Origin of the sequence: Brucella intermedia LMG 3301, assembly GCF_000182645.1 — a bacterium.
Taxonomy (GTDB): Bacteria; Pseudomonadota; Alphaproteobacteria; order Rhizobiales; family Rhizobiaceae; genus Brucella; species Brucella intermedia.
The window spans coordinates 1871054-1896286 of the sequence record NZ_ACQA01000001.1 but is presented as its reverse complement, the minus strand read 5'-3'; the positions used below and the strand labels follow the sequence as shown (position 1 = coordinate 1896286).

Genomic DNA, 25233 nt, shown 5'->3' with positions numbered 1-25233 from the left:
GACCACGCCGGAAGCTATTCCGGCGCGGTTCTGTGTTTGGGGGAAATCATTGCAGCTTTGTCTGTCGCGACGCTTATCCCTCATCCTGAGGTGCGGAGCGGAGCGAAGCCTCGAAGGACGAGGGCAGGCGTTGTGCGTTTTCCCTCGCCCTTCGATCCTTCGACAAGCTCAGGATGAGGAGCGAAGAAAAATGGGTGCGTCGTGCCTCAGATCGCCGTGCGGCGGGCGTGATCGAGATAGATTTCGCGCAGGCGCCGGGCGACAGGGCCGGGTTTGCCATCGCCGACGGACTTTTCATCAATGACGGTGATCGGCGTGACGAATGTGCCTGCGCTGGTGAGGAAAGCTTCCTTTGCCGCATAGGCCTCATCGATGGTGAAAAGGCGCTCCTCCAGCTTCATGCCGGTCTCGGCGATCAGTTGCAGCAGCGACAGGCGCGTGCAGCCGGGCAGGATGGAATTGCTGTTGGGGCGCGTGACGATGACGTCATCCTGTGTGACGATATAGGCGGTGGACGACGCACCTTCGGTCACATAGCCGTCCTCGATCATCCACGCTTCATCGCAGCCGGCATTCTTGGCGATTTCCTTGGCGAGCGCCTGCGGCAGCAGGCAGACAGTCTTGATGTCCCGGCGCTTCCAGCGCAGATCTTCCAGCGACAGCACGCGCGCGCCGGTTTTCAGCGCAGGCTTGTCGAGCAGGTTCGCTTCCTGCGTGAACAGGACAACCGATGGCTTCATGCCCTTTGCAGGCACGAAATCGCGGTCGCGCCCGTCGCCGCGTGTCACCTGCAGATAGACCAGACCTTCGGTCAGATTGTTGCGGCGGATCAGCTCGCGCTCGATGGCCACGATCTCGTTTTCATCCATCGGCATCGGAATGCCAATCTCGCCGGTCGAGCGGCGCAGGCGCCGCATATGCGGTTCGCTGTCGACGAGCTTGCCTTCCAGCACGGCGGTCACTTCATAGATGCCGTCACCGAACAGAAAGCCGCGGTCAAAGATGGAAATGCGTGCATCGCGGGCGGGGACATATTCACCGTTGACGTAGACAATACGGTTTTCGAGGTCTTCTGCTGAAACGGCCATGTGGGATGAATCCTGAAGTGAAAGGGCCGCGACACAAGTCGCGGCCCTTTCATATGCCACTGAATGTTTTAAGGGAATATTTTTCGTGCGGCCTGTCTGCCTGCTGCAAACGGCTCTGGTCAGATTGCAACAATCGAGATCAGAAATGCCGTTCCCTTGCCCTTGATCGTCAGAGGCTCGGCGTTGCCGCCTGCGAAAACCGCGCAGTCCAGTTTCTCCAGGCGAACTGCCCCGGAACCTGAATTCAAGTCGAGCGGGCCTTCGGAACACAAAAGAAGCGCCGGGTTGCCATCGGCCACGCTCAATGTGGTGCCATCGACAGGCAGGCGCCTGACATTATGGGCAAGGCGACCGCGCCGTGTCATGACGTTGAGATCGGTAATGGCCGATCCGATCAGCCGCGCGCTGGAATGCGCATCGGCGGCAAAAGCCAGCGGTGCGCTTTCGCGGGTGAGCTTCGTTTCCTCCCCCTCGACATCGAGCAGGATGCCGTCTCCCTCCAGCACCGACAATGTGCGGTCGATACCGGGAAAGACGGAAAACGGGCCATCGCTGGCCACCGTGGCCATGGAAACGCGCCAGTCGAAATCATCGACTGACGCGCCTTGCGGATGAATGGCGATTTCGACCGTGACGCCGCCGCCGTTTTTCCACGGCATGCGGCGATGGTTTTCGGCCTTGAGGATCGTGAGCGCCATTCGACCTCAGTTTCCGAGTATGCCGGGCAGGCGCAGGCCCTGCTGCTTCGCCCAGTCGAGCGCTATGTCATAGCCCGCATCGGCATGGCGCATGACCCCGGTTGCAGGGTCGTTCCACAGCACGCGACCGATACGCTCATCGGCATCTTCGGTGCCGTCGCAACAGATGACCATGCCGGAATGCTGGCTGAAGCCCATGCCGACGCCGCCGCCGTGATGGAGCGACACCCATGTCGCGCCCGAGGCCGTGTTGAGAAGCGCGTTCAGAAGCGGCCAGTCGGAGACGGCGTCCGAGCCGTCCTTCATCGCTTCGGTCTCGCGGTTCGGTGAAGCAACCGAGCCGCTGTCGAGATGGTCGCGACCGATCACGACCGGTGCTTTCAGCTCGCCGTTCCTGACCATTTCGTTGAAGGCGAGGCCAAGGCGGTGACGGTCGCCGAGGCCGACCCAGCAGATGCGTGCGGGCAGGCCCTGGAACGCGATGCGCTCCTTCGCCATGTCGAGCCAGTTGTGCAGGTGCTTGTTGTCGGGCAACAGTTCCTTCACCTTGGCGTCGGTCTTGGCAATATCCTCAGGGTCGCCGGAAAGGGCAGCCCAGCGGAAAGGCCCGATGCCGCGGCAGAAGAGCGGGCGGATATAGGCCGGCACGAAGCCCGGGAAATCGAAAGCGTTCTCCAGTCCTTCTTCCAGCGCCATCTGGCGGATATTGTTGCCGTAATCGACCGTTGGAATGCCTGCGTTCCAGAAGTCGAGCATGGCTTGAACTTGCACCTTCATCGAGGCGCGGGCAGCCTTGGCAACGGCCTTTGGATCGCTTTCCTGCTTGGCGCGCCATTCGGCGACGGACCAGCCGATCGGCAGATAGCCGTGCACCGGATCGTGAGCGGAAGTCTGGTCGGTGACGATATCCGGCTTCACGCCGCGCTTGACGAGTTCCGGGAAGATTTCGGCTGCATTGCCGATGAGCGCAATGGACTTTGCCTCGCCAGCCTTGGTCCATGCTTCAATCTTCGCCAGAGCCTCATCGAGGCTGTGGGTCTTTTCATCGACATAACGGGTGCGCAGACGAAAATCGGCGCGGGTTTCGTCGCATTCGACCGCAAGGCAGCAGGCACCAGCCATAACCGCTGCAAGGGGCTGGGCACCGCCCATGCCGCCCAAACCGCCGGTCAAAATCCACTTGCCCTTGAGGTTGCCGTCATAATGCTGGCGACCGGCTTCGACAAAGGTCTCATAGGTGCCCTGAACGATGCCCTGCGCACCGATATAGATCCACGAACCGGCGGTCATCTGGCCATACATGGCAAGACCCTTCTTATCCAGTTCGTTGAAATGGTCCCAGGTCGCCCAATGCGGCACGAGGTTGGAATTGGCGATCAGGACGCGTGGCGCATCCTTGTGGGTGCGGAACACGCCGACGGGCTTGCCCGACTGCACCAGCAGGGTTTCGTCTTCGTTGAGCGTCTTGAGGGTCGCGATGATCGTGTCGAAATCATCCCATGTGCGGGCTGCGCGGCCGATGCCGCCATAGACGACCAGTTCATGCGGGCGCTCGGCCACGTCAGGGTCGAGGTTGTTCATCAACATGCGAAGCGGCGCTTCGGTCAGCCAGCTTTTTGCATTGAGTTCGCTGCCGCGTGGAGCACGCACTTCGCGCTCGTTATGGCGTGGATTGGACATGATGTTCTCCTCAGGAAATTAATTTGGGAGCCAGCTGTTCCAGCTGCTGCAAAAGAGATTTGAGATGTACGCGAAGCTTGTCCGCCTTGGCCTCGTCATAGGCGAAGGGAACGGCTTCTGTGGCCAGGTGCGTGGACTGGGCAAGCTCCATCTGGATGGCGTGCACGCCGGTTTCGGGCTTGCCGTAATGGCGGGTCGTCCACCCGCCCTTGAAGCGGCCATTGAGGATCGACGTGTAGCCCTCGGCCTGTCCCGTTATCTCGGCAGCGGCGGCCTCAATGGCGGGCGCGCAGGTCTTGCCCATATCCGTCCCGATGTTGAAATCCGGCAGCTTGCCTTCGAACAGGAACGGGATGTGGGACCGGATCGAATGGCAGTCATATAGGATGGCGACGCCGTGGATAGCCTTCACACGGCTGATCTCGGCGGCAAGCGCGTCGTGATAGGGCTTGTGGAAACGGGCGATGCGATCGGCAATATCGGTTTCGGTCGGCGCCTCGCCGTCCTTCCAGATCGAAAGCCCGTCAAAGTCGGTTTCCGGGATCAGCGTCGTGGTGTTTTGGCCGGGATAGAGGCTGACGCCTTCCGGGTCGCGATTGGCGTCGATGCAATAGCGGTGGAAGGTGGCGCGAACCATGGTCGCGCCTTCAAGGATACCGTCATAAAGCCGGTGGATGTGCCAGTCGGTATCGGCGAGAATCCTGCCATTTTCATTGAGGCGCGCCCAGATGTCGCCGGGAACATCCGTGCCCGTGTGAGGAAGGCCCAGAATGACGGGCGACGTGCCTTGCCGGACTTCAAAGGCGCTCATGATCAGGCCTCCAGCGTTGGCAGGATGCCGCCCGAGACCGCCCCGGCAAGCACGCCGTCGGCCACCAGATCGGCAGCATTCCTGAGGTCGTCGGCCATGTAGCGGTCGTCTTCCAGCGTCGGCACGCGGTCACGCAATGCGGCGATCACCCTGGCAAGCTCAGGGCTGGTGGTCAGCGGTTCGCGCAGTTCGACGCCGAGCGCGCCGGTCAGCGCCTCGATGCCGATGATTGCATTGAGGTTGGCGGTCATCTGGAGAAGACGACGCGCGCCATGGCAGGCCATGGACACATGGTCTTCCTGATTGGCGGAGGTGGGGGTGGAATCGACCGAGGCCGGGTGCGCCATCTGCTTGTTCTCGCTCATCAGCGCGGCGGAAGTGACTTCGGCGATCATCAGGCCGGAATTGAGGCCGGGCTTGCGGGCGAGGAAAGCCGGAAGGCCGAAGGACAAGGCCGGGTCGACCAGCAGAGCGATGCGGCGCTGCGAAATCGCGCCGATTTCGCAGATTGCGAGCGCGATCTGGTCGGCGGCGAAGGCAACGGGTTCGGCGTGGAAATTCCCGCCCGATACCGCGCGGCCGTCCGAGAGAACCAGCGGATTGTCGGTGACGGCATTGGCTTCGATTTCAAGCGTGCGTGCGGCCTGCCGCAGAATGTCGAGACATGCGCCGTCGACCTGTGGCTGGCAGCGAATGCAATAGGGGTCCTGCACGCGCTGGTCGCCTTCAAGGTGGCTCTGGCGGATGACGGAACCTTCGAGCAGGGCACGCAGCGCCCGCCCGGCATCGATCTGGCCCTTATGGCCGCGCAGCGTGTGGATTTCCTCGTGGAAAGGCGCGTCCGATCCCATGGCGGCATCAGTGGAAAGGGCGCCGGTGATGAGCGCCGTCTGTGCCGCACGATGGGCGCGGAAGAGGCCTGCGAGTGCGAGCGCAGTCGAAGTCTGGGTGCCGTTGATCAGCGCCAGCCCTTCCTTGGCGGCAAGCACGACCGGTTTCAGGCCAGCCTTTTCCAGCGCCTTTGCGCCGGAGAGGCGCTCGCCCTTATAAAAGGCTTCGCCTTCGCCGATCATGGCCGCAGTCATGTGCGCAAGCGGCGCCAGATCACCGGAAGCGCCGACGGAGCCTTTTTCGGGGATCATCGGGATCACGCCTTTTTCCAGCATGTCTTCGATGAGGGTGATGACTTCAAGCCGTACGCCGGATGCGCCGCGACCGAGCGAAATCAGCTTCAGCGCCATGATGAGACGCACGATGTTTTCCGAAAGCGGCTCGCCGACGCCGCAGCAATGCGAGAGGATCAGATTGCGCTGCAAGGTGGCGACATCGCCTGCCGCGATGCGGATCGAGGCGAGTTTTCCGAAGCCCGTATTGATGCCGTAAACCGGCTCGTCGCCTGCCGCGATTTCCGCAATGCGCGCTGCCGCTTTTTCAACACCGGCATGAAAGGCCGGATCGATGCGGACGGGGAGGCCATCGCGATAGATTGTTTCAAGCGTTTCCAGCGATACGCTGCCGGGCTTGAGGATGATGGTCATGGAAGGCTCCATTGCAAATGAGTTAAAGCTGGCCTTTGAACACCCGCTTCCAGAGCGGATTGAAGCCGATGCGGTAGACAAGTTCAGCCGGACGGTCGACGTCCCATATGGCGAGATCGGCGTCCTTGCCGGTCTCCAGCGTTCCGGTACGGTCGAGTATGCCGAGCGCGCGTGCGGCCTCGCGGGTAACGCCTCCGATGCATTCGTCCACCGTCATGTGGAAGAGCGTTGCGCCCATGTTCATGGTCAGGAGCAGCGAGGTCAGCGGCGACGTGCCCGGATTGTTGTCGGTGGCAAGCGCCATCCTGGTGCCTGCGGCGCGGAAAGCATCGACCGGCGGCTTTTGCGTTTCCCGGATGAAGTAATAGGCACCGGGCAGCAGCACGGCCACGGTTCCAGCCTTGACCATCGCGGCAGCGCCTTCCGCGTCCGTATATTCCAGATGGTCGGCTGAAAGCGCGCCATAGGACGCGGCAAGTGCCGCGCCATGCAGGTTGGAAAGCTGGTCTGCATGAAGCTTGACGGCAAGACCATGGGCTCTGGCCGCATCGAACACGCGGGCGATTTCATCAGGCAGGAAGGCGATCCCCTCGCAGAAGCCGTCGACGGCATCGGCCAGTCCATCAGCGGCAATGGCGGGCAGCATGTCATTGATGACGCGATCGATATAGGCGGCCTTGTCGCCGTTCATTTCGGGCGGCAGGGCGTGCGCGCCGAGAAAGGTCGTGCGGATCGCCACGTCGCGCTCTTCGCCAAGACGGCGAGCCGCTTTCAGGGACTTGATCTCGCTGTCACGGTCGAGACCGTAACCCGATTTGACTTCGACGGTGGTGACGCCTTCGGCAATCAGCGCATCGAGGCGGGGCAGGGTTTCGCGCACCAGATCGTCTTCGCTGGCGGCACGCAGGTTCTTGACCGAGGAAACAATGCCGCCGCCAGCGCGCGCGACTTCCTCATAGGATGCACCGTTGAGACGCAGTTCGAACTCGTGCGCGCGATTACCTGCATGGACAAGATGCGTGTGGCAGTCGATCAATCCCGGCGTGATGAGCCGGTTGCCACAATCTATCCTGTCGAAGGAATCATATTCACCCGGCAGCGCGCTTTCGGGGCCGACATAGACGATCCTGCCATCCCTGACGGCAAGCGCCGACCGTTCGATCAAACCGAGATTTGCGGCATTTTCCTCCAGCGTCGCAATGCGAGCGTTGGTGAAAACGGTGCTTGAATTCTTGAGCATGAGCGTTTTCTCGCTTCCCCTGTTTTGAGATAATGTATATACATATTACCGGAACAGCAAAGAAAAAAATGCGCCGGAGCATTTTCGATCCAAAAGCGGAAACCGCTTTGCGTCGAAATGCATGAGAACGAAGCCGAGGAGAGCCTATCCATGTCAGATGCCACGCTCAAAACACGTTTTGTCCATGCCGGTCAGGCACTCCTCGAGAGCGGCTGGGCCGACGACGTGCGGATCGGCATTGCTGATGGAAAGATCGTGTCGCTCGAAGCGGGTTCGTCCGTGAAGCCGGGTGATGAGCCTCATGCTGTCGTCATCGCGGGCATGCCGAACCTGCACAGCCACGCTTTCCAATATGGCATGGCAGGACTTGCGGAACGGCGCGGCCCGTCCGCCGATTCGTTCTGGAGCTGGCGCGAGATCATGTATAAATTCGCGCTCACCATGTCGCCCGAACAGGCGGAAGCCGTGGCGCTGCGCCTCTACGTCGATATGCTGGAGGCTGGATTTACGCGCGTCGGCGAATTCCATTACCTGCACCATGATCGTGATGGCGCGCCTTACGCCAATCTTTCTGAAATGACGGATCGTATTGTCTCCGCTGCCAAAAAGGCGGGTATGGGCCTGACGCTCCTGCCGGTCTTTTATGCGCATTCGAGCTTTGGCGGCGCGGCTCCCAATGAAGGCCAGCGCCGGTTCATCAACGATCCGGAGCGCTTTGCGCGACTGCTGGAAGGCTGCAAACAGGCGCTGGCGGGTTTCGATGGCGCTGTTCTGGGTGTTGCGCCGCACAGTTTGCGCGCCGTCACGCCGGATGAACTCAAGGTCGTTACGCAGCTTCTGCCCGATGCGCCGGTGCATATCCACGTGGCCGAGCAGGTGAAGGAAGTCGAGGACTGCATCGCCTGGTCGGGCAAGCGCCCGGTCGAATGGTTACTCGATAATCAGGACCTGTCGTCGCGCTGGTGCCTCATTCATGCAACCCACATGACTGACGATGAAACGAAGCATATGGCCGAGGCGGGTGCGATTGCCGGTCTCTGCCCGGTGACGGAAGCCAATCTCGGCGACGGCACTTTCAACGCGACGGTCTTTGCCGCTGCCGGTGGCAAGTTCGGCATTGGCTCGGATTCGAACGTGCTGATCGGCATTGGCGACGAGTTGCGACAGCTCGAATATTCGCAGCGTCTGTTCCATCGCGCCCGCAATGTGCTGGCCGAAAACGAAGGATCGACCGGACGCGCGCTGTTCGATGGCGCGGTTGCGGGCGGCAATATCGCCATGGGACGCGCCGGCGATGGCCTGAAAATTGGCGCTTCAGCCGATTTCATTGCGCTTGATGCGGGGCGTCTGCCGCATGCAAAAGGCGACGCGGTGCTGGACGGCTGGATTTTCGGCGGTCGCGCCCATATCAACGATGTATGGGTGCGCGGCGTTAAACAGGTGGAAGGCGGGCGTCACCGCTTGCGCGATGAAGCCGAGCGTGCTTTCCAGAAAACCATAGGCGAATTACTCGCCTGACAGGAGACGGCATGGCTGGCGGAGATTCGATCGCAAAGGAAACACCGGCGCTTTCGCTGCATCAGCGTATTCTGGACGATATCGAATCGCGCATCCTGTCGGGGGAATGGCTGCCCGGCCATCGCATCCCGTTCGAGCATGAACTGACGGAACAGTACGGCTGTTCGCGCATGACCGTGAACAAGGCGCTGACCCAGCTTGCCAAGGCGGGCCTGATCGAGCGCAAGCGCCGGTCGGGAAGCTTCGTCTCCTTTCCGCAGTCGCAGGCGGCAATCCTCGAAATCCACGATATTCGCGATGAGGTGGCGGCGCTTGGTGTCGCCTATCGGTTCGAACTGACGAGCAGGCGCGAGCGGTTGAGCGGGCCAGCCGACGCAAGGCATATCGATATGCCGCGCCATACGCCGCTGGTGGAACTCGTCTGCCGTCACTTTGCGGGCAAGCGCGTCTTTGCCCTGGAGGAGCGCATCATCAGTCTGGATGCGGTTCCAACGGCGGCGTCAACCGACTTTGCCGAAAATTCGCCTGGCCCCTGGCTTGTTTCATGCGTGCCGTGGAGCAGCGCAAAACATTCCATCCGCGCAATTGCCGCCACGCAGGAAAATGCGGGCATGCTTGGTATTCCGCTGGGTTCGCCCTGTCTGGTGATCGAACGCCAGACCTGGAACGCTGATCAGCCGGTGACGCATGTGCGCTTTACCTATCCCGGAGACAGCCATGCGCTTGTGGCGAACTTCACGCCCTCGCAGGGATAAGTGGAGTGGAAAAAAGCCGCCGCAGGGGAACAGCGGCGGCTAAAAGGCAGCATGACCTGGGTGTTGGTCAGGCTGCGCGTTTGATTGCGTCGCCGATGATGGAAACGATCGTGTCGATCTGTTCCTTTTCCACGATCAGCGGCGGCGAAAGGGCAATCACATCGCCGGTGACACGGATCAGCAGGCCCTTCTTGAAGCAATCCACGAAGACGTCATAGGCGCGGGCACCCGGTGCACCTTCGCGCGATGAAAGCTCGATGGCGCCGACCAGACCGAGGTTGCGGATGTCGATGACGTTCGAAGCGCCCTTGAGCGAGTGCAACGCTTCCTGCCAGTGGTCGGCAAGCTGCGCACCGCGGGTCAGGAGACCTTCTTCGGCATAAACTTCCAGCGTGGCGAGACCGGCGGCGGAGGCAACCGGATGGCCGGAATAGGTATAGCCGTGGAAAAGCTCGATGGCGTTTTCCGGGCCGGTCATCAGGCCATCGTGCACCTTGCGGCTGGCGAAGACCGCGCCCATCGGGATGGCGCCGTTGGTCAGGCCCTTGGCGGTGGTCACGAGGTCAGGCACAACGCCGAAATAATCGACGGCAAACGGCGTGCCGAGGCGGCCGAAACCGGTGATGACTTCGTCGAAGATCAGGAGGATACCGTGCTTGTCTGCCGTGGCGCGCAGGCGCTCCAGATAGCCCTTCGGCGGCAGGATGACGCCAGCCGAACCGGACATCGGTTCAACGATGACGGCAGCGATCTTTTCCGCGCCATGCAGTTGCACCAGGCGTTCCAGATCATCCGCCAGTTCGATGCCATGCGCAGGCAGGCCCTTGGAGAAGGCGTTCTTCTCGATATCGAGCGTGTGGCGCAGGTGATCGGCGGGAATCTGCGGGAAGACGCGGCGGTTATTGACGAGGCCGCCGACGGAAATGCCGCCGAAACCAACGCCGTGATAGCCCTTTTCGCGGCCCAGAACCATGGTGCGGGTGCCCTGGCCGATGGCGCGCTGATAGGCGATGGCGATCTTCAGGGCGGTGTCGACCGATTCCGAGCCGGAATTGGTGAAGAACACGCGGTCGAGCTTCGCATCCGGTCCGCCGGGCGCAATGGCGGCGAGCTTTTCGGCAAAGTCGAAGGCGACGTTGTGGCCCATCTGGAAGGTGGGCGCGAAATCCATGGTGGAAATCTGGCGTTCGACCGCTTCGGTAATGCGCTTGCGGCCATGACCGGCGTTGCAGCACCACAGACCTGCCGTGCCGTCCAGAACCTGATTGCCGTCGGTGTCGGTGTAGTACATGCCCGAAGCACTTGCGAGCAGGCGAGGCGCTGCCTTGAACTGCCGGTTTGCGGTAAACGGCATCCAGAAATTCTCAAGGCTTGGCGCATTGGTTTTGGTGAGCATGGTGTCCTCCTGTTTGAGGGTAGCAGGACACGCTTTGCGAAGGGCAACAAGTCCTTTTCTTCAGAATATTAAGCTATTGTTTTCATGTGGGATAATTGTCAGGTTTGTGCTATATCGAACATCATAAACATGAAGGGAAGGTTCGATGAGCATCGATATCGGCGGGAGGCTTCGTTATGTGCGCATGCGGCAGAATCTGTCACAGCGCGAGCTTGCCAAAAGGGCAGGCGTGACCAATTCGACCATCTCCCTCATCGAAGCCAATCAGTCCAACCCGTCGGTCGGCGCATTGAAGCGCATTCTCGACGGTATTCCCATCGGCATGGCCGAGTTTTTCGCGCTCGAACCGGATGCGCCGCACAAGGTATTCTATCAGGCGGAGGAGCTTGTGGAAATCGGCAAGGGGCCGATCTCCTACCGGCAGGTGGGGGACCACCTGTTTTCGCGTTCGTTGCAGATGCTGAAGGAGCGTTATGAGCCCGGTTCGGACACGGGCAAAGTGCTTCTAATGCACGAGGGCGAGGAGGGCGGCATCGTCATTTCAGGCCGCATTGAAGTGACGGTTGGAGCCGAGCGCCGCATATTGGGGCCGGGCGATGCCTATTATTTTTCCTCGAAGCTGCCGCACCGGTTTCGTTGCGTCGGGCCGGTGCCGTGCGAAATCGTCAGCGCCTGCACGCCGCCAAGTTTTTGACGGCGCACAGGCATTCTCTTATTCGTAGCGGGAAATGCCAAGGTCGTCCGCCCGGATATCCGGCTTGTTGCCGGAAATAAGGTCGGCGAGCAGCTTGCCGGAACCGCACGACATGGTCCAGCCAAGCGTTCCATGACCGGCATTGATGAACACGTTGTCGTAGCGCGTTGCACCGATGATCGGCGTGGAATCCGGCGTCATCGGGCGCAGGCCCGACCAGAAGGTTGCAGCTTTCAGGTCGCCGCCCGGGAACAGGTCGGTGACCGACAGATCCAGCGTTGCGCGGCGCGCGGCAGGCAAATCCTTGGTGAAGCCCGACACTTCCGCCATGCCGCCGACACGGATGCGGTCGCCAAGGCGGGTAATGGCGATCTTGTAGCTCTCATCGAGTACGGTCGAAACCGGGGCGCGTTCTTCATTGATGATCGGCGCAGTAATCGAATAGCCTTTCACCGGATAGATCGGGGCGTTGAGGCCGAGCGACTTGACCAGTGCAGGCGTGTAGCTGCCAAGCGCAACCACATAGCGGTCGGCGGTCAGAATGCCTTGCGAAGTCTCGACGCCGGAAACCTTGCCGCCCGACATCAGCAGCGACTTGATGTTGACGCCGAAGCGAAATTTCACGCCAAGCCCTTCGGCAATCTTTGCCAGCGCATTGGTGAATTTGAAGCAGTCGCCGGTTTCGTCATGCGGCAGGCGCAGGCCACCGACGAACTTGTCCTTCGCATGCGCAAGCGCCGGTTCCACCTTGACGCAGCCTTCGCGGTCGAGCACTTCGAACGGCACGCCGTCCTGGCGCAGCACCTCAATGTCCTTGCCGATGCCGTCAAGCTGGTACTGTTCGCGGAACAGCTGGAGCGTGCCCTGCATGCGCTGATCGTATTCGATGCCTGTATCCTTGCGCAGATCGACAAGGCAATCGCGCGCATATTCGGCCACGCGCACCATGCGGGTCTTGTTGATCTTGTAGCGGCTGTCGGTGCAGTTGGCGAGCATCTGCAGAAGCCAGCTGTACTGGACCGGATCGCAGGTCGGGCGCAGAACGAGCGGCGCGTGCTTCTGAAACAGCCATTTCGCGGCCTTGAACGGGATGCCGGGAGCAGCCCAAGGCGAGGCGTAGCCGGGCGAAACCTGGCCGGCATTGGCGAAACTCGTTTCCAGTGCCGGGCCTTCTTCGCGGTCGACAACGGTTACCTCATGACCGAGCTTGGCGAGGTAGTAAGCGGTCGTAACGCCGATGACGCCGCTGCCGAGGATGGTGATCTGCATGTTCGCCTCTTGTCTTATGCTTTTATGTCGCTCGCGCCGCTCTCCACGTAGACACGTGCATAACGGTTGCCGAGCGCAGTCAGAATTTCATAGGGAATGGTGTCGCAGTCGCGCGCCACGTCTTCGAGACGCTGGTGCGGACCAATCAGTTCCACAAGGCTGCCGAGTTTCAGCGTGCCTTCCGGCAATGCGCTGACGTCAAGCGTGATCGAGTCCATCGAGACGCGACCGATGATCGGCAGGCGCGTATCGCCAAAAAAGGCAGAACCCTTGTTGCTGAGAGAGCGGAACCAGCCATCGGCATAGCCCACCGCAATGGTCGCAACCCGCATCGGGCCTTCAGCGACATAGGTGCCGCCATAGCCAACCGCCGCGCCCTTGTCGATATCGCGCACCTGAATGACACGTGCCGAAAGGGTGAGGACAGGAACGATCTCATTTTCGGGCCCAACGCCATAAAGCGCGACGCCGGGGCGGGCGAGGTCGAAATGATAGGATTTATCAAGAAAGCTGCCGCCGGAATTGGCGAAGGCAACCGGAAGTTTCGGCAGTCGCACAAGCAGGGCCGTCATATTGGCAAGCTGGCGCGCGTTTGCCGCATTTTCCGGCTCGTCGCCGCTGGCCAGATGGCTGATGACAAACTTGATGTCGATATTGTCCAGTAGCGCGAAATTTTCCAGAAGACGCTCGAATTCACTGGCGGAGAGGCCAAGACGCGACATGCCGGTATCGAGTTGCAGAAGGGCAGGCAGTTTCCTGCCCTGTCTGGCGGCGAGTGCCCCCCAGTTTTCGATCTGTTCGAGTGAGTTCAGCACGGGCAGGATGCCGTCGCGAGCGCAGGCTGCTTCCGTTCCCGGCTGAAGGCCGTTCAGAACGTAAAGTGTCGCATCGGGCTGGAGAAACGGCTTCAGCGCAATGGCCTCGCCAAGATGGGCGACAAAGAAATCACGGCAACCGGCATCGTAAAAGGCCGGGGCAACGCGGCTCGCTCCGAGGCCGTAGGCATCCGCCTTCACGACAGCGGCGGCGCGCGTGGGCGCGATATGACGGGCAATGGCCGAATAATTGTGCCGCAGCGCCGCAAGATCGATGGTCAAGACGCCGCCGGCGGCAAGGTCACGCTCGTCCTGTGAAAATTGCATCGCCATATCAACCATTTACGCGGTTCTTTCCAAGCATCCGACTACTCAATGAGAACGCCTGAAAGCCGCTGGCGATATGGATCGCGCGCCGCCCAGAGCGTATAAAGCCCCGGCGGAGAAACCCGGCCGCTCCTCACACCCACAGCTTGCTCGTATATTAATCGAAGACTATTCGAATGTTTTTGCTATTTATCGCATATTATGCGAATTTCCGCACAACTTGCGCATATTTTAGCTTTTCGGTTGAAGATTATTCATGGCAACGCTCGACAGTATAGACCGCAACATCATCCGCTGCCTGCGCCGTGACGGTCGCATGACCAACAGCCTGCTGGCCAGCGAGGTGGGGCTTTCCCAGTCCGCCTGTCTGCGACGGGTGCAGATATTGGAGGAAAGCGGCGTTATCCGTGGCTATACGGCCATCGTCGGCTCATCCGGTGGCGATGAGCGGCTGGTCGCCATCGTGCGCATTACACTCGACCGGCAGACGGAGGAATTTCTGAACCGTTTCGAGGAAGCGGTGCGGCGGCATCCCGAAGTGCAGGAATGCTATCTCATGACGGGTGATGCAGATTACATTCTGCGCGTCGAAGCTGAAAATGCTGCGGCCTATGAGGTCATTCACAAGGAAATCCTGTCGCGATTGCCCGGCGTCGCGCGCATTCATTCCAGTTTCGCCATCCGCACGGTGCTGTTGTCGAAAGCGCCGGTTTCACGCGGCTGAAATGAAGAAAGCCCGGCTGAACCGGGCTTTGCTATTCAAGTGAGCAGGATGCTTAACGGAATTCGTAGCGCAGACCGGCGCGGATCGTGTGCATGTTGAAACCGTTGTCCTTGGCCTGCGTTCCGGTAGCGCCCGGTCCTTCGGCGTTGCCGTAAGGGTTCGTGTTGCGGTCGTCGGCATCGTATCCATAGGCCTTGCCGCCATTGATACGCATATAGCGATAGCCAACATCCAGCTTGAGTTGTTCGGTGAGGTCATAGCTGACGCCGGCCATGAGAGCCATTGCAAAACGCCAGCTGTCCAGTCCGCCCTTTTCGCTGGAATAGGTGCAGCCAGCACAGACTTCATGGGATTTCCAGTCGTCATATCTGACATAGGCAGCACCAAGGCCCGCGCCGAGATAAGGCGTGACAGGGCCGGTACGCGGCAGGTCGACATAGGCGTTGGCCATGGCCGTCCAGATATTGGCCGTGGACGAATCCTCATAGTTGCAATTGTCCTCAACCGGATTGAGCCCCTTCCCGGACTTCACATAGCTCGGACAGGGGGTGCGCCCGTTGATGCCTGCGCGGAAGTAGTCCAGCGTGGCATCGGCGCGGAATGTGTCGGTGAAGCGATAGCCGACACCCACGCCGTAGGTTGCACCTGCCTTGAGGTTGAAATCGTCGTAACGCAGCGTGTCGTCAATGCCGCGATAGGGCGGATCGAACTGGTTCCAGAAGTTCCACTCACCGCCCGTGCTGGATTTGAAATTGTAACCGAGGTCGCCACGGATATACCAGCCGGAGGCATTGACCGGTTCCGGCATTGGCTCAATAACAGGCTCTGCAATTATATCAGCGGCAAAGGCCGCACTCGATCCCGCCATCAGACTGACAGCCACGATGGCAATGGCGGAAATGCACTTCATCGGTTCCCACTCCAAATCCGAACAGAAAATCGGCTCACAAGCCGCATTGCCGGATATGGTAAAGAGATATGTTTAACACTTGGTTATTAAGTAACCCTGCGGTGTATTTTCTACCGGCACTCGCGCCAAGCGCGATATTTTATAAGTAATAGCTAAAGTATAGGAGCCGGCACGGGGCCGGCTCCAGACATCGTCAAAAGTTAATGGAATGGATGATCGACTTGTCGATCTCGTTGATGTCGCGCTTACCGCAGAGCGCCATCGTGACGTCCAGCTCCTTGCGGATGATCTCAAGCGCCAGCGTTACGCCGTCCTTGCCCATGGCGCCGAGGCCGTAGAGGAACGGGCGGCCGATGAAGACACCCTGCGCGCCGAGCGCGCGGGCTTTCAGCACATCCTGGCCGGAACGAATGCCGCCATCGACATGAACTTCGATCGCGTCGCCGACAGCATCAACGATCGGCTGCAGCATGGAGATTGAAGATGGCGCGCCGTCGAGCTGGCGTCCGCCATGGTTCGACACGATGATCGCATCTGCACCGGACTTCGCCGCCATTCTTGCGTCTTCGGCATCGAGAATGCCCTTGAGGATGAGCTTGCCGCCCCATTGTTCCTTGATCCAGGCAACGTCGTTCCAGTTGAGCTGTGGGTCGAACTGCTCCGCCGTCCAGGAGGAGAGCGAGGAAAGGTCGGTGACGTTCTTGGCGTGACCGGCGATGTTGCGGAAGGTGCGGCGCTGGGTGCCCATCATGCCAAGGCACCAGCCCGGACGGGTCGCCATCTGCCAGATATGCTTCGGTGTGAATTTCGGCGGGGCGGAAAGGCCGTTGCGGATATCCTTGTGGCGCTGGCCCAGAATCTGGAGATCGAGCGTCAGCACCAATGCAGAGCAGCCCGCAGCCTTGGCGCGGCCGATCAGGTTCTTCACGAAGTCGCGGTCCTTCATCACATAGAGCTGGAACCAGAACGGCTTCTTGGTGACCGAAGCAACGTCTTCGATGGAGCAGATGCTCATGGTCGAAAGGGTGAAGGGAACGCCGAAGGCTTCAGCTGCCTGCGCCGCCAGCATTTCGCCGTCAGCGTGCTGCATGCCGGTCAGACCCGTTGGGGCGAGAGCCACCGGCATGGACACTTTTTCACCGATCATCGTCGTTTCCAGCGAGCGGTTCGTCATGTCGACGAGAACGCGCTGGCGCAGTTTGATCTTCTTGAAGTCGTCCTCGTTTGCGCGGTAGGTCGACTCGGTCCAGGCGCCAGAATCCGCGTAATCAAAGAACATCTTGGGGACGCGGCGCTGGGCAAGCCGCTTCAGATCGGCGATTTCAACGATGTTGGGCATCTATCCCACCCCTTGTGGTAATTTTTCTTGACCAATCGCATGACGGATCGCGCGGCTGAAATCAAGTACGAACAAGTATCGAATAACAATTGCCTCGCGGTTAATTGAAGGACCGGCTAATTCCTCTTATGGTAATGCCACACGCCCAAGGCAACTTCCTGCCGATCAGAGAAGGCGTTCCTGCAACTGAGCCCGCAATCGGGTTAGAGGGTAACGGATGAGCAAGGCCACCAAAACCGGTTTCATCGGCAAACGATCCGCTGCTGCGGGGTGGATGGGGTGCATTGAAAAGCTGCGGCAAGCAATTGCTCGCCAGCGGCGCTCCACTCTCCGGCGCGCGCACGCTTCTCAAGGCAAACCAGCCTGACGGGTTCGATTGCCCCGGTTGCGCCTGGGGTGATCCGGAACATGGCTCTTCGTTTGAGTTTTGCGAGAACGGCGTGAAGGCTGTCGCCTGGGAGGCAACCGACCGGCGCACCACACCTGCCTTTTTCCGCGAACATACGGTTTCCGAGCTTCGCAGCTGGACGGATTACGATCTGGAAAATACCGGTCGCCTGACCCATCCGATGCGTTACAACGCTTCGACTGATCAATATGAAGCCATCGAATGGGACGAGGCTTTCAAGACCATCGGCGATATTCTCAAGAGCTTCGACAGTCCGAACCGCGTCGAGTTCTATACGTCTGGCCGCGCTTCCAACGAGGCTGCGTTCCTCTATCAATTGTTCGTGCGCGCCTATGGCACCAATAATTTCCCCGACTGCTCCAATATGTGCCACGAGGCAAGCGGTGTCGCGCTGAAGCAGTCGGTCGGTGTCGGCAAGGGCACAGTGCTTCTGGAAGATTTCGAAATGGCAGACGCCATTTTCGTCGTCGGTCAGAATCCGGGCACCAATCATCCGCGCATGCTGGGCGATCTGCGCCGTGCGGCTGAACGCGGCGCGCGCATTGTCGTTTTCAATCCGATCCGTGAACGCGGGCTGGAGCGGTTTGCCGATCCGCAGAACAAGCTTGAAATGCTGCATGGCGGCAGCGAAGCCATAGCAAGCGATTATTTCCAGCCGCGTCTTGGCGGCGACCTCGCCGCTTTCCGCGGCATGGCCAAGGCGGTTTTCGCGACAGACGATGCAGCGCTCGCCGCAGGCAAGCCATCGATTCTCGACAGGGCCTTTCTCAGCACGCATACGGCGGAACTGGAAGCCTATCGTGCGGCTGTCGACGCGACCTCATGGGAGGAGATCGAGGATCAGTCCGGTCTTCTGCGACAGTCGCTCGAACGTGCGGCGCAGATCTACATGCAATCCGAACGGGTCATCTGCACCTGGGCGATGGGCATCACCCAGCACCGCCATTCGGTTATCACGATCCGGGAAATCACCAATTTCATGCTGCTGCGCGGCAATATCGGCAGACCGGGCGTGGGCCTCTGTCCGGTGCGCGGCCATTCCAACGTGCAGGGCGACCGCACCGTTGGCATCAACGAGCGGCCTCCGGTGGCATTTCTCGATGCGCTGGAAAAGGAGTTCGGCTTCAACGTGCCGCGCGAGCCTGGGCATAATGTTCTGGGCGCCATCGGCGCGATGCTCGACGGATCGGCTCAGGCCTTTATCGGCCTTGGCGGCAATTTTGCACGGGCAACGCCGGACAGCCCGCTTATCTCGAAAGCGCTCTCCAGCCAGCGCCTGACGGTCCATATCGCAACCAAGCTCAATCATTCGCATCTGGTGCCGGGGCAGGATTCCTTCATCCTGCCGTGCCTGGGACGCACTGAAATCGACCTCAACTCCAAGGGCGTTGCGCAGATCGTGACGGTGGAGGATTCCATGAGCATGGTGCATGGTTCGGGCGGCATCAATGCGCCTGCCTCACCGCATCTGCGCTCGGAAGTGGCGATCATTGCAGGCATGGCGCAGGCGACGCTTGGGCCCCAGCCGGTCAATTGGCTGGAACTTGCCGACGATTATGATCTCATCCGCGACCGTATTGCCCGCGTATTGCCGGACTTTTACGACTTCAACAAGCGCGTGCGGGTTCCGCGCGGGCTTCCATTTGCGCAACTCCGCCCGGGAACTGGAATGGAACACGACGAAGGGCAAGGCCACTTTCTGGACTGGCGCCCTGCCGGAATCCGTCGAGCACCAGCAGGCGCGCGGCACGCCCGGACGCTATGTATTGCAGACATTCCGCAGCCACGACCAGTATAACACCACCATCTACGGCATGGATGATCGCTATCGCGGTGTCTATGGCGAACGTCAGGTCGTCTTCATGAATGCCGACGACATGGCCGATCTCGGCGTCGAGGCCGGCGACCGGGCTGATATTATTGGCGAATTCGATGACGGCGTGGAGCGGATTGCCCGCGATTTTCGCTTCGTGCCCTACGATATTCCGCGCGGCTGCATTGCAGGCTACTACCCGGAAATGAACGTGCTGGTGCCGCTCGCCAGTTCCGGGGATGAAAGCTACACGCCGACCTCAAAGTCGGTGATTGTTTCGTTCCGTCCCCTGAAGTCGGCTGCCGCATGATGGACGAGAGCGAGGCGGAATATATGGCGTTCGTCGATGCTCTTATGGCTGCGTCCGGCAATCTTAGCGCGCTCGGTGCGGGGATTGTGGCTGGGCTGGCGCTGGATATCGCCTCAGACAGCCGAACCTTTGCGCGGTTGCTCGGCGTTGCCCATGCTCTCGTGCTCCGGGAAATTGCAGTGCTCGGGCAGGACCATGGTTATGTGCGGATCAGGCAGCGCGATCCGCGCACGCAGCGCACACGTTATGAATTGAACGCTGCCGGGCAAAGGCTTGTCCGGGAGGTGCAAGGGTAGAAGGCAATCGCCGGTGTTCCCGGGACATTTCTTCAAACTCTGCTCGTACCTACCTTTTTACTTATAAATTTTCTGATGAAAGGCAAAAGCCGCCCAATTGTTTGGTGTAAACATTTCCGAAGAGATTTTGACAGCGAGAAATATGAAACCATATCTTTTACGACGCCGCTTTCGCGTGCGTGGCTTTCGTTGCACTCTCAAACGAACCGAACCAGCGAGATTCGTGTAAATGGCAGTAAATTCATTTGTTTACGGTTTGCGGAATGGAGGAGGGCGCGTCGTGAACCGGCACGTTTTTCCCCGTTTCGGGATGGCCATCATAGTCCTTGCCTGCATGGGGCTGCTTGTGCCGGGCGCAACGTTTCAGGCGCGGGCGGATGAACTCAATGTCGTCCCGGTGGCGGCGGTCAAAGCGGTCGCCAGTGATTATCAGCCAAAGCTGACATTATCCGGGTCGATAGCGGCGCGATCGCTTGTCAATGTGTCGTTCCGGCTGAACGGTCAGGTGGTTCAGCGTCTGGTCGAAGTCGGCCAGCATGTGGAAAAGGGACAGCCCCTCGCCAGTATCGACGATGTCGAACAGCAGGCTAATCTGCGCGTTGCGCAAGCCTCCAAGGATGCCGCGCAGGCGCAGCTGGTGCAGGCGGAAGCCAACTTTGCACGACAGAAGGCCTTGCTGGGCGCAAGGGTTTACGACGCGCAGCACCTATGATCAGGCAACCCAGAACCTTCAGACGACGCAAAGCGCCCTTGCCAGTGCGAAAAGCCAGCTCAACAACGCGCGCGACGAACTGTCCTACACCGAGTTGCAGGCGCCTGTTTCAGGCGTGATCACCGCGCGCAATGTAGAGGCCGGTCAGGTGGTGCAGGCAGCGCAGACGGCGTTTTCCATTGCCGAGGACGGTCCGCGCGATGCGGTCTTCGACGTGCAGGAAACGCTGGTCAACCATGCCAAGATCGGGATGGGTGTGACGATCTCCCTTCTCTCCGATGCTTCGATAAGCGCCGAAGGAAAGATCCGCGAAATTTCGCCGGTGGTCGATGCGCAGACCGGCACTGTGCGGGTCAAGGTCGGGATAGCGCAAACCCCGCCCCAGATGGCGTTGGGCGCCACGGTGACGGGCACGGTTCATATGGAAAGTGTGAAGGTCGTCGTTCTGCCATGGAGCGCGATGACCTCGGATGCAGGACGCACGGCTGTCTGGAGGCTTTCCAAGGATTCGAAAGTGGCAACGCTGGTTCCGATCAAGGTGCTCGCCTACGAAAAAGGCCGGTTGCTCGTTGAGAGCGGGCTACAGGAAGGCGAGCTGATCGTCACCAAGGGTGCGCAGATGCTGCGTTCAGGCGAACCGGCCGAGATCATGCCGGAACAGGAAGGGCTCGTTGCACAATGAAAACGGCAATCCAGTTTCCCACGATCCGCGCGGCGGGTTATGTCGCCTTGCTTGGCGCGGCGGTTCTGCTCAGCGCCTGTGGCAAGGAAGAAGACAAGCAGGCGGATTCGGACGTCGCGCGTCCGGTCCTTTACATGGTGGTCGAGCCCAAGCCTGTAACGCAGACGGGCTTTGCCGGTACGATCGAGCCTCGTTATTCCACCGATCTTGCCTTCCGTGTGCTGGGCCGGATCATCAATCGGCCTGTTCAGGTGGGTGATCTTGTAAAGAAGGACGAGATGGTGGCCATGCTCGATCCTGCCAATCTCGATCTTGCCGTCCAGTCCGCGCGGGCCGATCTGGCGAGCGCGGAAGCACAGTTTGCCAACGCCTCGGCAAGCGAGGAGCGCCAGCGTATCCTGCTGAAGGGCAATAATGTTTCCCAGGCCGATTATGATGCGGCAAGGCAGGCGCGGGATAGCGCTCACGCGGGGCTCGAAAAGGCCCGGGCGGGTCTGAAAAAGGCGCAGGACCAGCGCAGCTATGCCGTGTTGCGCCCGGATTACGATGGCGTCATTTCCGCAACGAGCGCCGAAGTGGGGCAGGTTGTCGCCGCAGGACAAACCGTGATGACGGTCGCACGTCCGGATGTTCGAGAAGCGGTCCTCGATATTCCCGACAGCATGACGCAATATTTTGAACAGGACACGCCATTCAATGTGCAGCTTCAGGCCGATCCGACTGTGACCGGAAAGGGGACCGTGCGTGAGGTCGCCCCGCAGGCGGACCCCCAGACGCGCACGCGGCGCGTGCGCATTGCCCTCGACAATCCGCCCGACGGCTTTCGCCTCGGCGCGACGATCCGGGCGGCGATGGACGCACCCGAACAGAACCTGGTAACGATCCCGATCCAATCCTTGCACGAGGAAAACGGCAAGACCGGAATCTGGGTCATCGACCCCAGCAAACAGACGGTTTCCCTTCACGACGTGCAGGTTATCGAGCGGCGCGGCGGCAGTTTTGTCGCCGAGGGTGTCGATATCGGAAGCTACGTTGCGATTGCCGGTGTGAATGAGTTGAAGGAAGGACAGAAAGTCCGCCTGGACGCGAAAGGAACGGGTCTGTGAAGAAAGGATTCAATCTGTCTGACTGGGCTCTGAACCATCGGTCCCTGGTCTGGTACTTCATGCTCGTCTTTCTAGTCGCGGGCTTTATTTCCTATATCGATCTCGGCCGGGAGGAAGACCCGGAATTTACCGTCAAGACGATGGTCGTGCAGGCCAACTGGCCCGGAGCCTCCGTTGAGGAAACGCTCAATCAGGTTACGGACCGGCTGGAAAAGAAGCTAGAGGAACTCGATACGCTCGACTATACCCGCAGCATAACGACGGCGGGCAAATCGGTCGTTTTCGTGTTTTTGAAAGATACGGCGCGCGCCGAACAGGTCAAAAAATCATGGACCGAGGTGCGTCACTTTCTGAACGACATTCAGAACACACTGCCTCAAGGCGTTCTCGGGCCATATTTCAACGACCAGTTCGGTGATGTTTACGGCAATGTCTTTGCTTTCACGTCGGATGGTCTTTCGATGCGGCAACTGCGGGACTATGCCGAAAGCACGCGAGCGAAAATTCTCACCTTGCCGAATGCCGGCAAGGTTGAGCTGATCGGCGCGCAGGACGAGGCGATCTATCTGGAATTCTCCACACGTCAGGTTGCGGCGCTCGGACTGGACCAGCAGGCAATCCTGCAAGCCTTGCAGGACCAGAACGCCATTACGCCTTCCGGTGTCGTGGAAGCCGGTCCGGAACGCATCAGCGTGCGTGTCAGCGGGCAATTCACGTCGGAAGCCGACCTGCGCGCGGTGAATTTGCGCGTCAATGATCGCTTCTTCCGTCTTTCCGATGTGGCGACGATTACGCGTGGCTATGTCGACCCGCCGACATCGATTTTCCGGGTCAACGGGCAGGACGCCATCGGCCTTGGCATCGGCATGAAGCCGAACGGCAATCTGCTGGAATTTGGTGCAGCGCTCGACAAGATGATGAGCCAGGTGACGCAGGAACTGCCCGTTGGCGTGAATGTCTTCAAGGTCGCGGATCAGCCAGAAGTCGTTAAGGATGCGGTATCCGGCTTTACCAGAGCGCTGTTCGAGGCTGTCGTCATCGTTCTGGCGGTGAGCTTCGTCAGTCTGGGCGTTCGAGCGGGCTTTGTCGTTTCGCTGTCGATCCCGCTGGTGCTGGCGATCACCTTCCTGGCGATGTCGCTGCTGGATATATCGCTGCAGCGCGTGTCACTCGGTGCGCTGATCATTGCGCTCGGCCTTCTGGTCGATGATGCGATGATCGCGGTGGAAATGATGGTCGCGCGGCTGGAGGCAGGCGATCCGATCAACAAGGCGGCAACCTACGTTTATACCAGTACGGCTTTCCCGATGCTCACAGGCACGCTTGTGACCATTGCCGGCTTCATACCGATCGGGCTCAACAGCAGCCAGGCCGGTGAGTACACGTTCACATTGTTCGTGGTAATTGCGGTTTCGCTGATTGTCTCGTGGATCGTGGCAGTGCTGTTTGCGCCTTTGCTGGGGGTCACCTTCCTGCCGAAGAAAATGAAGGCGCATGAAGAAAAGCGAAGCCGCTTCTTCGAAATATTCTCGCAGGTCCTGCTCGCGGCCATGCGGCATAAATGGATCACGATCATCGCGACCATCGCACTTTTTGCCGTGTCGGTTTTCGGGATGGGCTTCATCGAACGGCAGTTCTTCCCACAGTCGGACCGCCCGGAACTGGTGCTCGATTGGACGCTGCCGCAGAACAGTTCCATCACCGACACCAGAGCGCAGATGGAAAAGTTCGAAGCGACGATGCTCAGGGATAATCCGGATGTGGATCACTGGAGCACCTATATCGGGCAAGGGGCTATCCGCTTCATCCTATCCTTCGATGTGCAGCCGGCGAACCCCTATTTCGGGCAGATGGTCGTCGTTGCCAAGGACATTGAAGCGCGCGACAGGCTCCGCGACAAGTTCAACGAGGTGTTGCGCAAGGACTATGTCGGTACGGACGTCTATGTGAAATATCTGGAGCTTGGACCGCCGGTAGGGCGTCCGGTGCAGTATCGCATTTCGGGACCGGACATCCAGAAGCTGCGGGGTGTGGCGCAGGATTTTGCCGGTATCCTGAGCGCCGACAAGCGGCTTGGCGTTGTCAACTATAACTGGAACGAGCCTGGCCGGGTCATTCGCGTCGATGTGATGCAGGACAAGGCGAGAAAGCTCGGCATATCCTCGAAGGATATTGCAACGACCCTCAACGGTATCGTTGGCGGGATTACGATCACGCAGGTGCGGGATTCCATCTACCTGATCAACGTGATCGCACGGGCGCAGAAGCAGGAACGGGATTCGATCGATACGCTCCAGAGCCTCCAGATCGCAACCGGCAACGGGACTTCGGTGCCTTTGGCGGCGATTGCGAATTTCCGGTATGAGCTGGAGCAGCCGGTTATCTATCGTCGGTCGCGTATTCCCACCATCACGGTTGCCGCCGGCATCATCGACAAGACGATGCCGGATACGATCGTCAAGGATCTGGAACCAGCCATCAAGACCTTCGCCGACAAGCTGCCAGCGGGATATTATGTCCAGACGGCAGGTACCGTGGAGGAAAGCGGCAAGAGCCAGGGACCAATTGCGGCGGTCGTTCCGCTGATGCTGTTCGTCATGGCAACGGTTCTGATGATACAGTTGCAGAGCTTCCAGCGGCTGTTCCTTGTGGTGGCTGTGGCACCGCTCGGGTTGATCGGTGTCGTTGCCGCTTTGCTGCCAAGCGGCAAGCCGCTCGGTTTCGTGGCGATCCTCGGCGTGTTGGCGCTGGTCGGCATTCTCATCCGCAACTCGGTCATCCTGATCGTGCAGATCGAGGAGCATATCACCGAGGGCATGCACCCATGGGATGCAGTGACACAGGCGAGCCAGCACCGAATGCGCCCCATTGCCCTGACGGCGGCGGCGGCAAGCCTGGCGCTGATCCCTATCGCGCGTGAAGTGTTCTGGGGACCGATGGCCTATGCCATGATGGGTGGCATCATAGCGGGCACGGCAATCACGCTCCTCTTCCTGCCGGCGCTCTATGTCGCCTGGTTCCGGATCAAGGAGCCGGAACGCAACGGCGATGCGCCGCCAGCCGAGGCACATACTGCTTCGCCATCGCATTAACGAAAAAGCCC

General features: G+C 59.9%; 18 protein-coding genes and 2 pseudogenes. 9 read left to right on the top strand and 11 right to left on the bottom strand.

From position 1 onward, the window contains the following. Window positions 1-206 precede the first annotated feature (206 nt). The 6 genes from OINT_RS09075 to hutI all read right to left on the bottom strand — a co-directional run bounded on the left by OINT_RS09075 (window position 207) and on the right by hutI (window position 7055). Entirely contained in the window at window positions 207-1088 is an 882-nt protein-coding gene (locus OINT_RS09075) for a D-amino-acid transaminase (RefSeq protein ID WP_006472961.1), read from the bottom strand. 119 nt (window positions 1089-1207) lie between these two features. Further along, complete coding sequence (locus OINT_RS09070) at window positions 1208-1786, bottom strand: HutD/Ves family protein (protein ID WP_006467500.1); 579 nt, start codon at window positions 1784-1786, stop codon at window positions 1208-1210. A 6-nt stretch (window positions 1787-1792) separates the two neighbouring features. Further along, window positions 1793-3466 (bottom strand): urocanate hydratase, encoded by a 1674-nt coding sequence (hutU, locus tag OINT_RS09065; protein WP_006467499.1) that lies wholly within the window; start codon window positions 3464-3466, stop codon window positions 1793-1795. Between the two features lie 10 nt (window positions 3467-3476). Then, complete coding sequence (gene hutG / locus OINT_RS09060; protein ID WP_006467498.1) at window positions 3477-4277, bottom strand: N-formylglutamate deformylase; 801 nt, start codon at window positions 4275-4277, stop codon at window positions 3477-3479. A gap of 2 nt (window positions 4278-4279) precedes the next feature. Then, window positions 4280-5815 (bottom strand): histidine ammonia-lyase, encoded by a 1536-nt coding sequence (gene hutH / locus OINT_RS09055; RefSeq protein ID WP_006472960.1) that lies wholly within the window; start codon window positions 5813-5815, stop codon window positions 4280-4282. 22 nt (window positions 5816-5837) lie between these two features. Next, window positions 5838-7055 carry an imidazolonepropionase gene (gene hutI / locus OINT_RS09050; protein ID WP_006467496.1) on the bottom strand — a complete coding sequence of 406 codons (1218 nt, stop codon included), beginning with the start codon at window positions 7053-7055 and terminating at the stop codon, window positions 5838-5840. A gap of 150 nt (window positions 7056-7205) precedes the next feature. Here hutI and OINT_RS09045 point away from each other — a divergent pair, with 150 nt between their 5' ends. Both OINT_RS09045 and hutC read left to right on the top strand, forming a co-directional pair. After that, complete coding sequence (locus OINT_RS09045; RefSeq protein WP_031353090.1) at window positions 7206-8573, top strand: formimidoylglutamate deiminase; 1368 nt, start codon at window positions 7206-7208, stop codon at window positions 8571-8573. Window positions 8574-8584: 11 nt separating this feature from the next. Further along, a complete protein-coding gene (hutC, locus tag OINT_RS09040) occupies window positions 8585-9328 on the top strand; it encodes a histidine utilization repressor (protein ID WP_006467494.1) in 744 nt (247 codons plus the stop codon). 67 nt (window positions 9329-9395) lie between these two features. Here the strand turns inward: hutC and aptA are convergent, their stop codons facing one another. Further along, window positions 9396-10724, bottom strand: a complete 1329-nt coding sequence (aptA, locus tag OINT_RS09035; protein ID WP_006467493.1) for an omega-aminotransferase AptA — start codon at window positions 10722-10724, stop codon at window positions 9396-9398. 145 nt (window positions 10725-10869) lie between these two features. On the opposite strand from aptA, the gene OINT_RS09030 reads away from it, so the two are divergent. Then, on the top strand, window positions 10870-11418 hold the full coding sequence (locus OINT_RS09030; protein WP_006467492.1) for a cupin domain-containing protein: 549 nt from the start codon (window positions 10870-10872) through the stop codon (window positions 11416-11418). A gap of 18 nt (window positions 11419-11436) precedes the next feature. Here the strand turns inward: OINT_RS09030 and OINT_RS09025 are convergent, their stop codons facing one another. Beyond that, window positions 11437-12687 carry a D-amino acid dehydrogenase gene (locus OINT_RS09025; RefSeq protein ID WP_006467491.1) on the bottom strand — a complete coding sequence of 417 codons (1251 nt, stop codon included), beginning with the start codon at window positions 12685-12687 and terminating at the stop codon, window positions 11437-11439. A gap of 14 nt (window positions 12688-12701) precedes the next feature. Next, window positions 12702-13844, bottom strand: a complete 1143-nt coding sequence (gene alr, locus OINT_RS09020) for an alanine racemase (protein ID WP_006467490.1) — start codon at window positions 13842-13844, stop codon at window positions 12702-12704. Window positions 13845-14085: 241 nt separating this feature from the next. Here alr and OINT_RS09015 point away from each other — a divergent pair, with 241 nt between their 5' ends. Continuing rightward, on the top strand, window positions 14086-14553 hold the full coding sequence (locus OINT_RS09015) for an Lrp/AsnC family transcriptional regulator (protein WP_006467489.1): 468 nt from the start codon (window positions 14086-14088) through the stop codon (window positions 14551-14553). Window positions 14554-14605: 52 nt separating this feature from the next. Here OINT_RS09015 and OINT_RS09010 read toward each other — a convergent pair whose 3' ends face one another. Both OINT_RS09010 and OINT_RS09005 read right to left on the bottom strand, forming a co-directional pair. Continuing rightward, window positions 14606-15463 (bottom strand): outer membrane protein, encoded by an 858-nt coding sequence (locus OINT_RS09010; protein WP_006472849.1) that lies wholly within the window; start codon window positions 15461-15463, stop codon window positions 14606-14608. 193 nt (window positions 15464-15656) lie between these two features. After that, on the bottom strand, window positions 15657-16802 hold the full coding sequence (locus tag OINT_RS09005; RefSeq protein WP_006467487.1) for an alpha-hydroxy acid oxidase: 1146 nt from the start codon (window positions 16800-16802) through the stop codon (window positions 15657-15659). Between the two features lie 217 nt (window positions 16803-17019). Between OINT_RS09005 and OINT_RS09000 the strand changes: the two are divergent. From OINT_RS09000 to OINT_RS08980, 5 genes and pseudogenes are all read left to right on the top strand, one after another. Further along, window positions 17020-19334, top strand: a pseudogene (locus tag OINT_RS09000) (FdhF/YdeP family oxidoreductase). Then, window positions 19331-19630: a hypothetical protein gene (locus OINT_RS08995; RefSeq protein WP_006467486.1), complete on the top strand. Its 300-nt coding sequence runs from the start codon at window positions 19331-19333 to the stop codon at window positions 19628-19630. The pseudogene OINT_RS09000 and the gene OINT_RS08995 overlap by 4 nt, the downstream one beginning before the upstream one ends. A 229-nt stretch (window positions 19631-19859) precedes the next feature. After that, window positions 19860-21024, top strand: a pseudogene (locus OINT_RS08990) (efflux RND transporter periplasmic adaptor subunit). After that, window positions 21021-22130: an efflux RND transporter periplasmic adaptor subunit gene (locus OINT_RS08985; protein WP_006467483.1), complete on the top strand. Its 1110-nt coding sequence runs from the start codon at window positions 21021-21023 to the stop codon at window positions 22128-22130. Before OINT_RS08990 ends, OINT_RS08985 begins: the two are co-directional and overlap by 4 nt. Continuing rightward, on the top strand, window positions 22127-25222 hold the full coding sequence (locus tag OINT_RS08980; RefSeq protein WP_006467482.1) for an efflux RND transporter permease subunit: 3096 nt from the start codon (window positions 22127-22129) through the stop codon (window positions 25220-25222). The genes OINT_RS08985 and OINT_RS08980 overlap by 4 nt, the downstream gene beginning before the upstream one ends. Window positions 25223-25233 lie beyond the last annotated feature (11 nt).

What these genes read in the sequence shown, in the direction of transcription:
- aptA (WP_006467493.1), bottom strand. Translation starts at nt 10,724, where the DNA reads ATGCTCACCAAAACCAATGCGCCAAGCCTTGAGAATTTCTGGATGCCG.
- OINT_RS09015 (WP_006467489.1), top strand. Translation starts at nt 14,086, where the DNA reads ATGGCAACGCTCGACAGTATAGACCGCAACATCATCCGCTGCCTGCGC.
- hutH (WP_006472960.1), bottom strand. Translation starts at nt 5,815, where the DNA reads ATGACCATCATCCTCAAGCCCGGCAGCGTATCGCTGGAAACGCTTGAA.
- OINT_RS09075 (WP_006472961.1), bottom strand. Translation starts at nt 1,088, where the DNA reads ATGGCCGTTTCAGCAGAAGACCTCGAAAACCGTATTGTCTACGTCAAC.
- hutI (WP_006467496.1), bottom strand. Translation starts at nt 7,055, where the DNA reads ATGCTCAAGAATTCAAGCACCGTTTTCACCAACGCTCGCATTGCGACG.
- OINT_RS09005 (WP_006467487.1), bottom strand. Translation starts at nt 16,802, where the DNA reads ATGCCCAACATCGTTGAAATCGCCGATCTGAAGCGGCTTGCCCAGCGC.
- OINT_RS08995 (WP_006467486.1), top strand. Translation starts at nt 19,331, where the DNA reads ATGATGGACGAGAGCGAGGCGGAATATATGGCGTTCGTCGATGCTCTT.
- OINT_RS09010 (WP_006472849.1), bottom strand. Translation starts at nt 15,463, where the DNA reads ATGAAGTGCATTTCCGCCATTGCCATCGTGGCTGTCAGTCTGATGGCG.
- hutG (WP_006467498.1), bottom strand. Translation starts at nt 4,277, where the DNA reads ATGAGCGCCTTTGAAGTCCGGCAAGGCACGTCGCCCGTCATTCTGGGC.
- hutC (WP_006467494.1), top strand. Translation starts at nt 8,585, where the DNA reads ATGGCTGGCGGAGATTCGATCGCAAAGGAAACACCGGCGCTTTCGCTG.
- OINT_RS09070 (WP_006467500.1), bottom strand. Translation starts at nt 1,786, where the DNA reads ATGGCGCTCACGATCCTCAAGGCCGAAAACCATCGCCGCATGCCGTGG.
- OINT_RS09045 (WP_031353090.1), top strand. Translation starts at nt 7,206, where the DNA reads ATGTCAGATGCCACGCTCAAAACACGTTTTGTCCATGCCGGTCAGGCA.
- alr (WP_006467490.1), bottom strand. Translation starts at nt 13,844, where the DNA reads ATGGTTGATATGGCGATGCAATTTTCACAGGACGAGCGTGACCTTGCC.
- OINT_RS09030 (WP_006467492.1), top strand. Translation starts at nt 10,870, where the DNA reads ATGAGCATCGATATCGGCGGGAGGCTTCGTTATGTGCGCATGCGGCAG.
- OINT_RS09025 (WP_006467491.1), bottom strand. Translation starts at nt 12,687, where the DNA reads ATGCAGATCACCATCCTCGGCAGCGGCGTCATCGGCGTTACGACCGCT.
- hutU (WP_006467499.1), bottom strand. Translation starts at nt 3,466, where the DNA reads ATGTCCAATCCACGCCATAACGAGCGCGAAGTGCGTGCTCCACGCGGC.
- OINT_RS08985 (WP_006467483.1), top strand. Translation starts at nt 21,021, where the DNA reads ATGAAAACGGCAATCCAGTTTCCCACGATCCGCGCGGCGGGTTATGTC.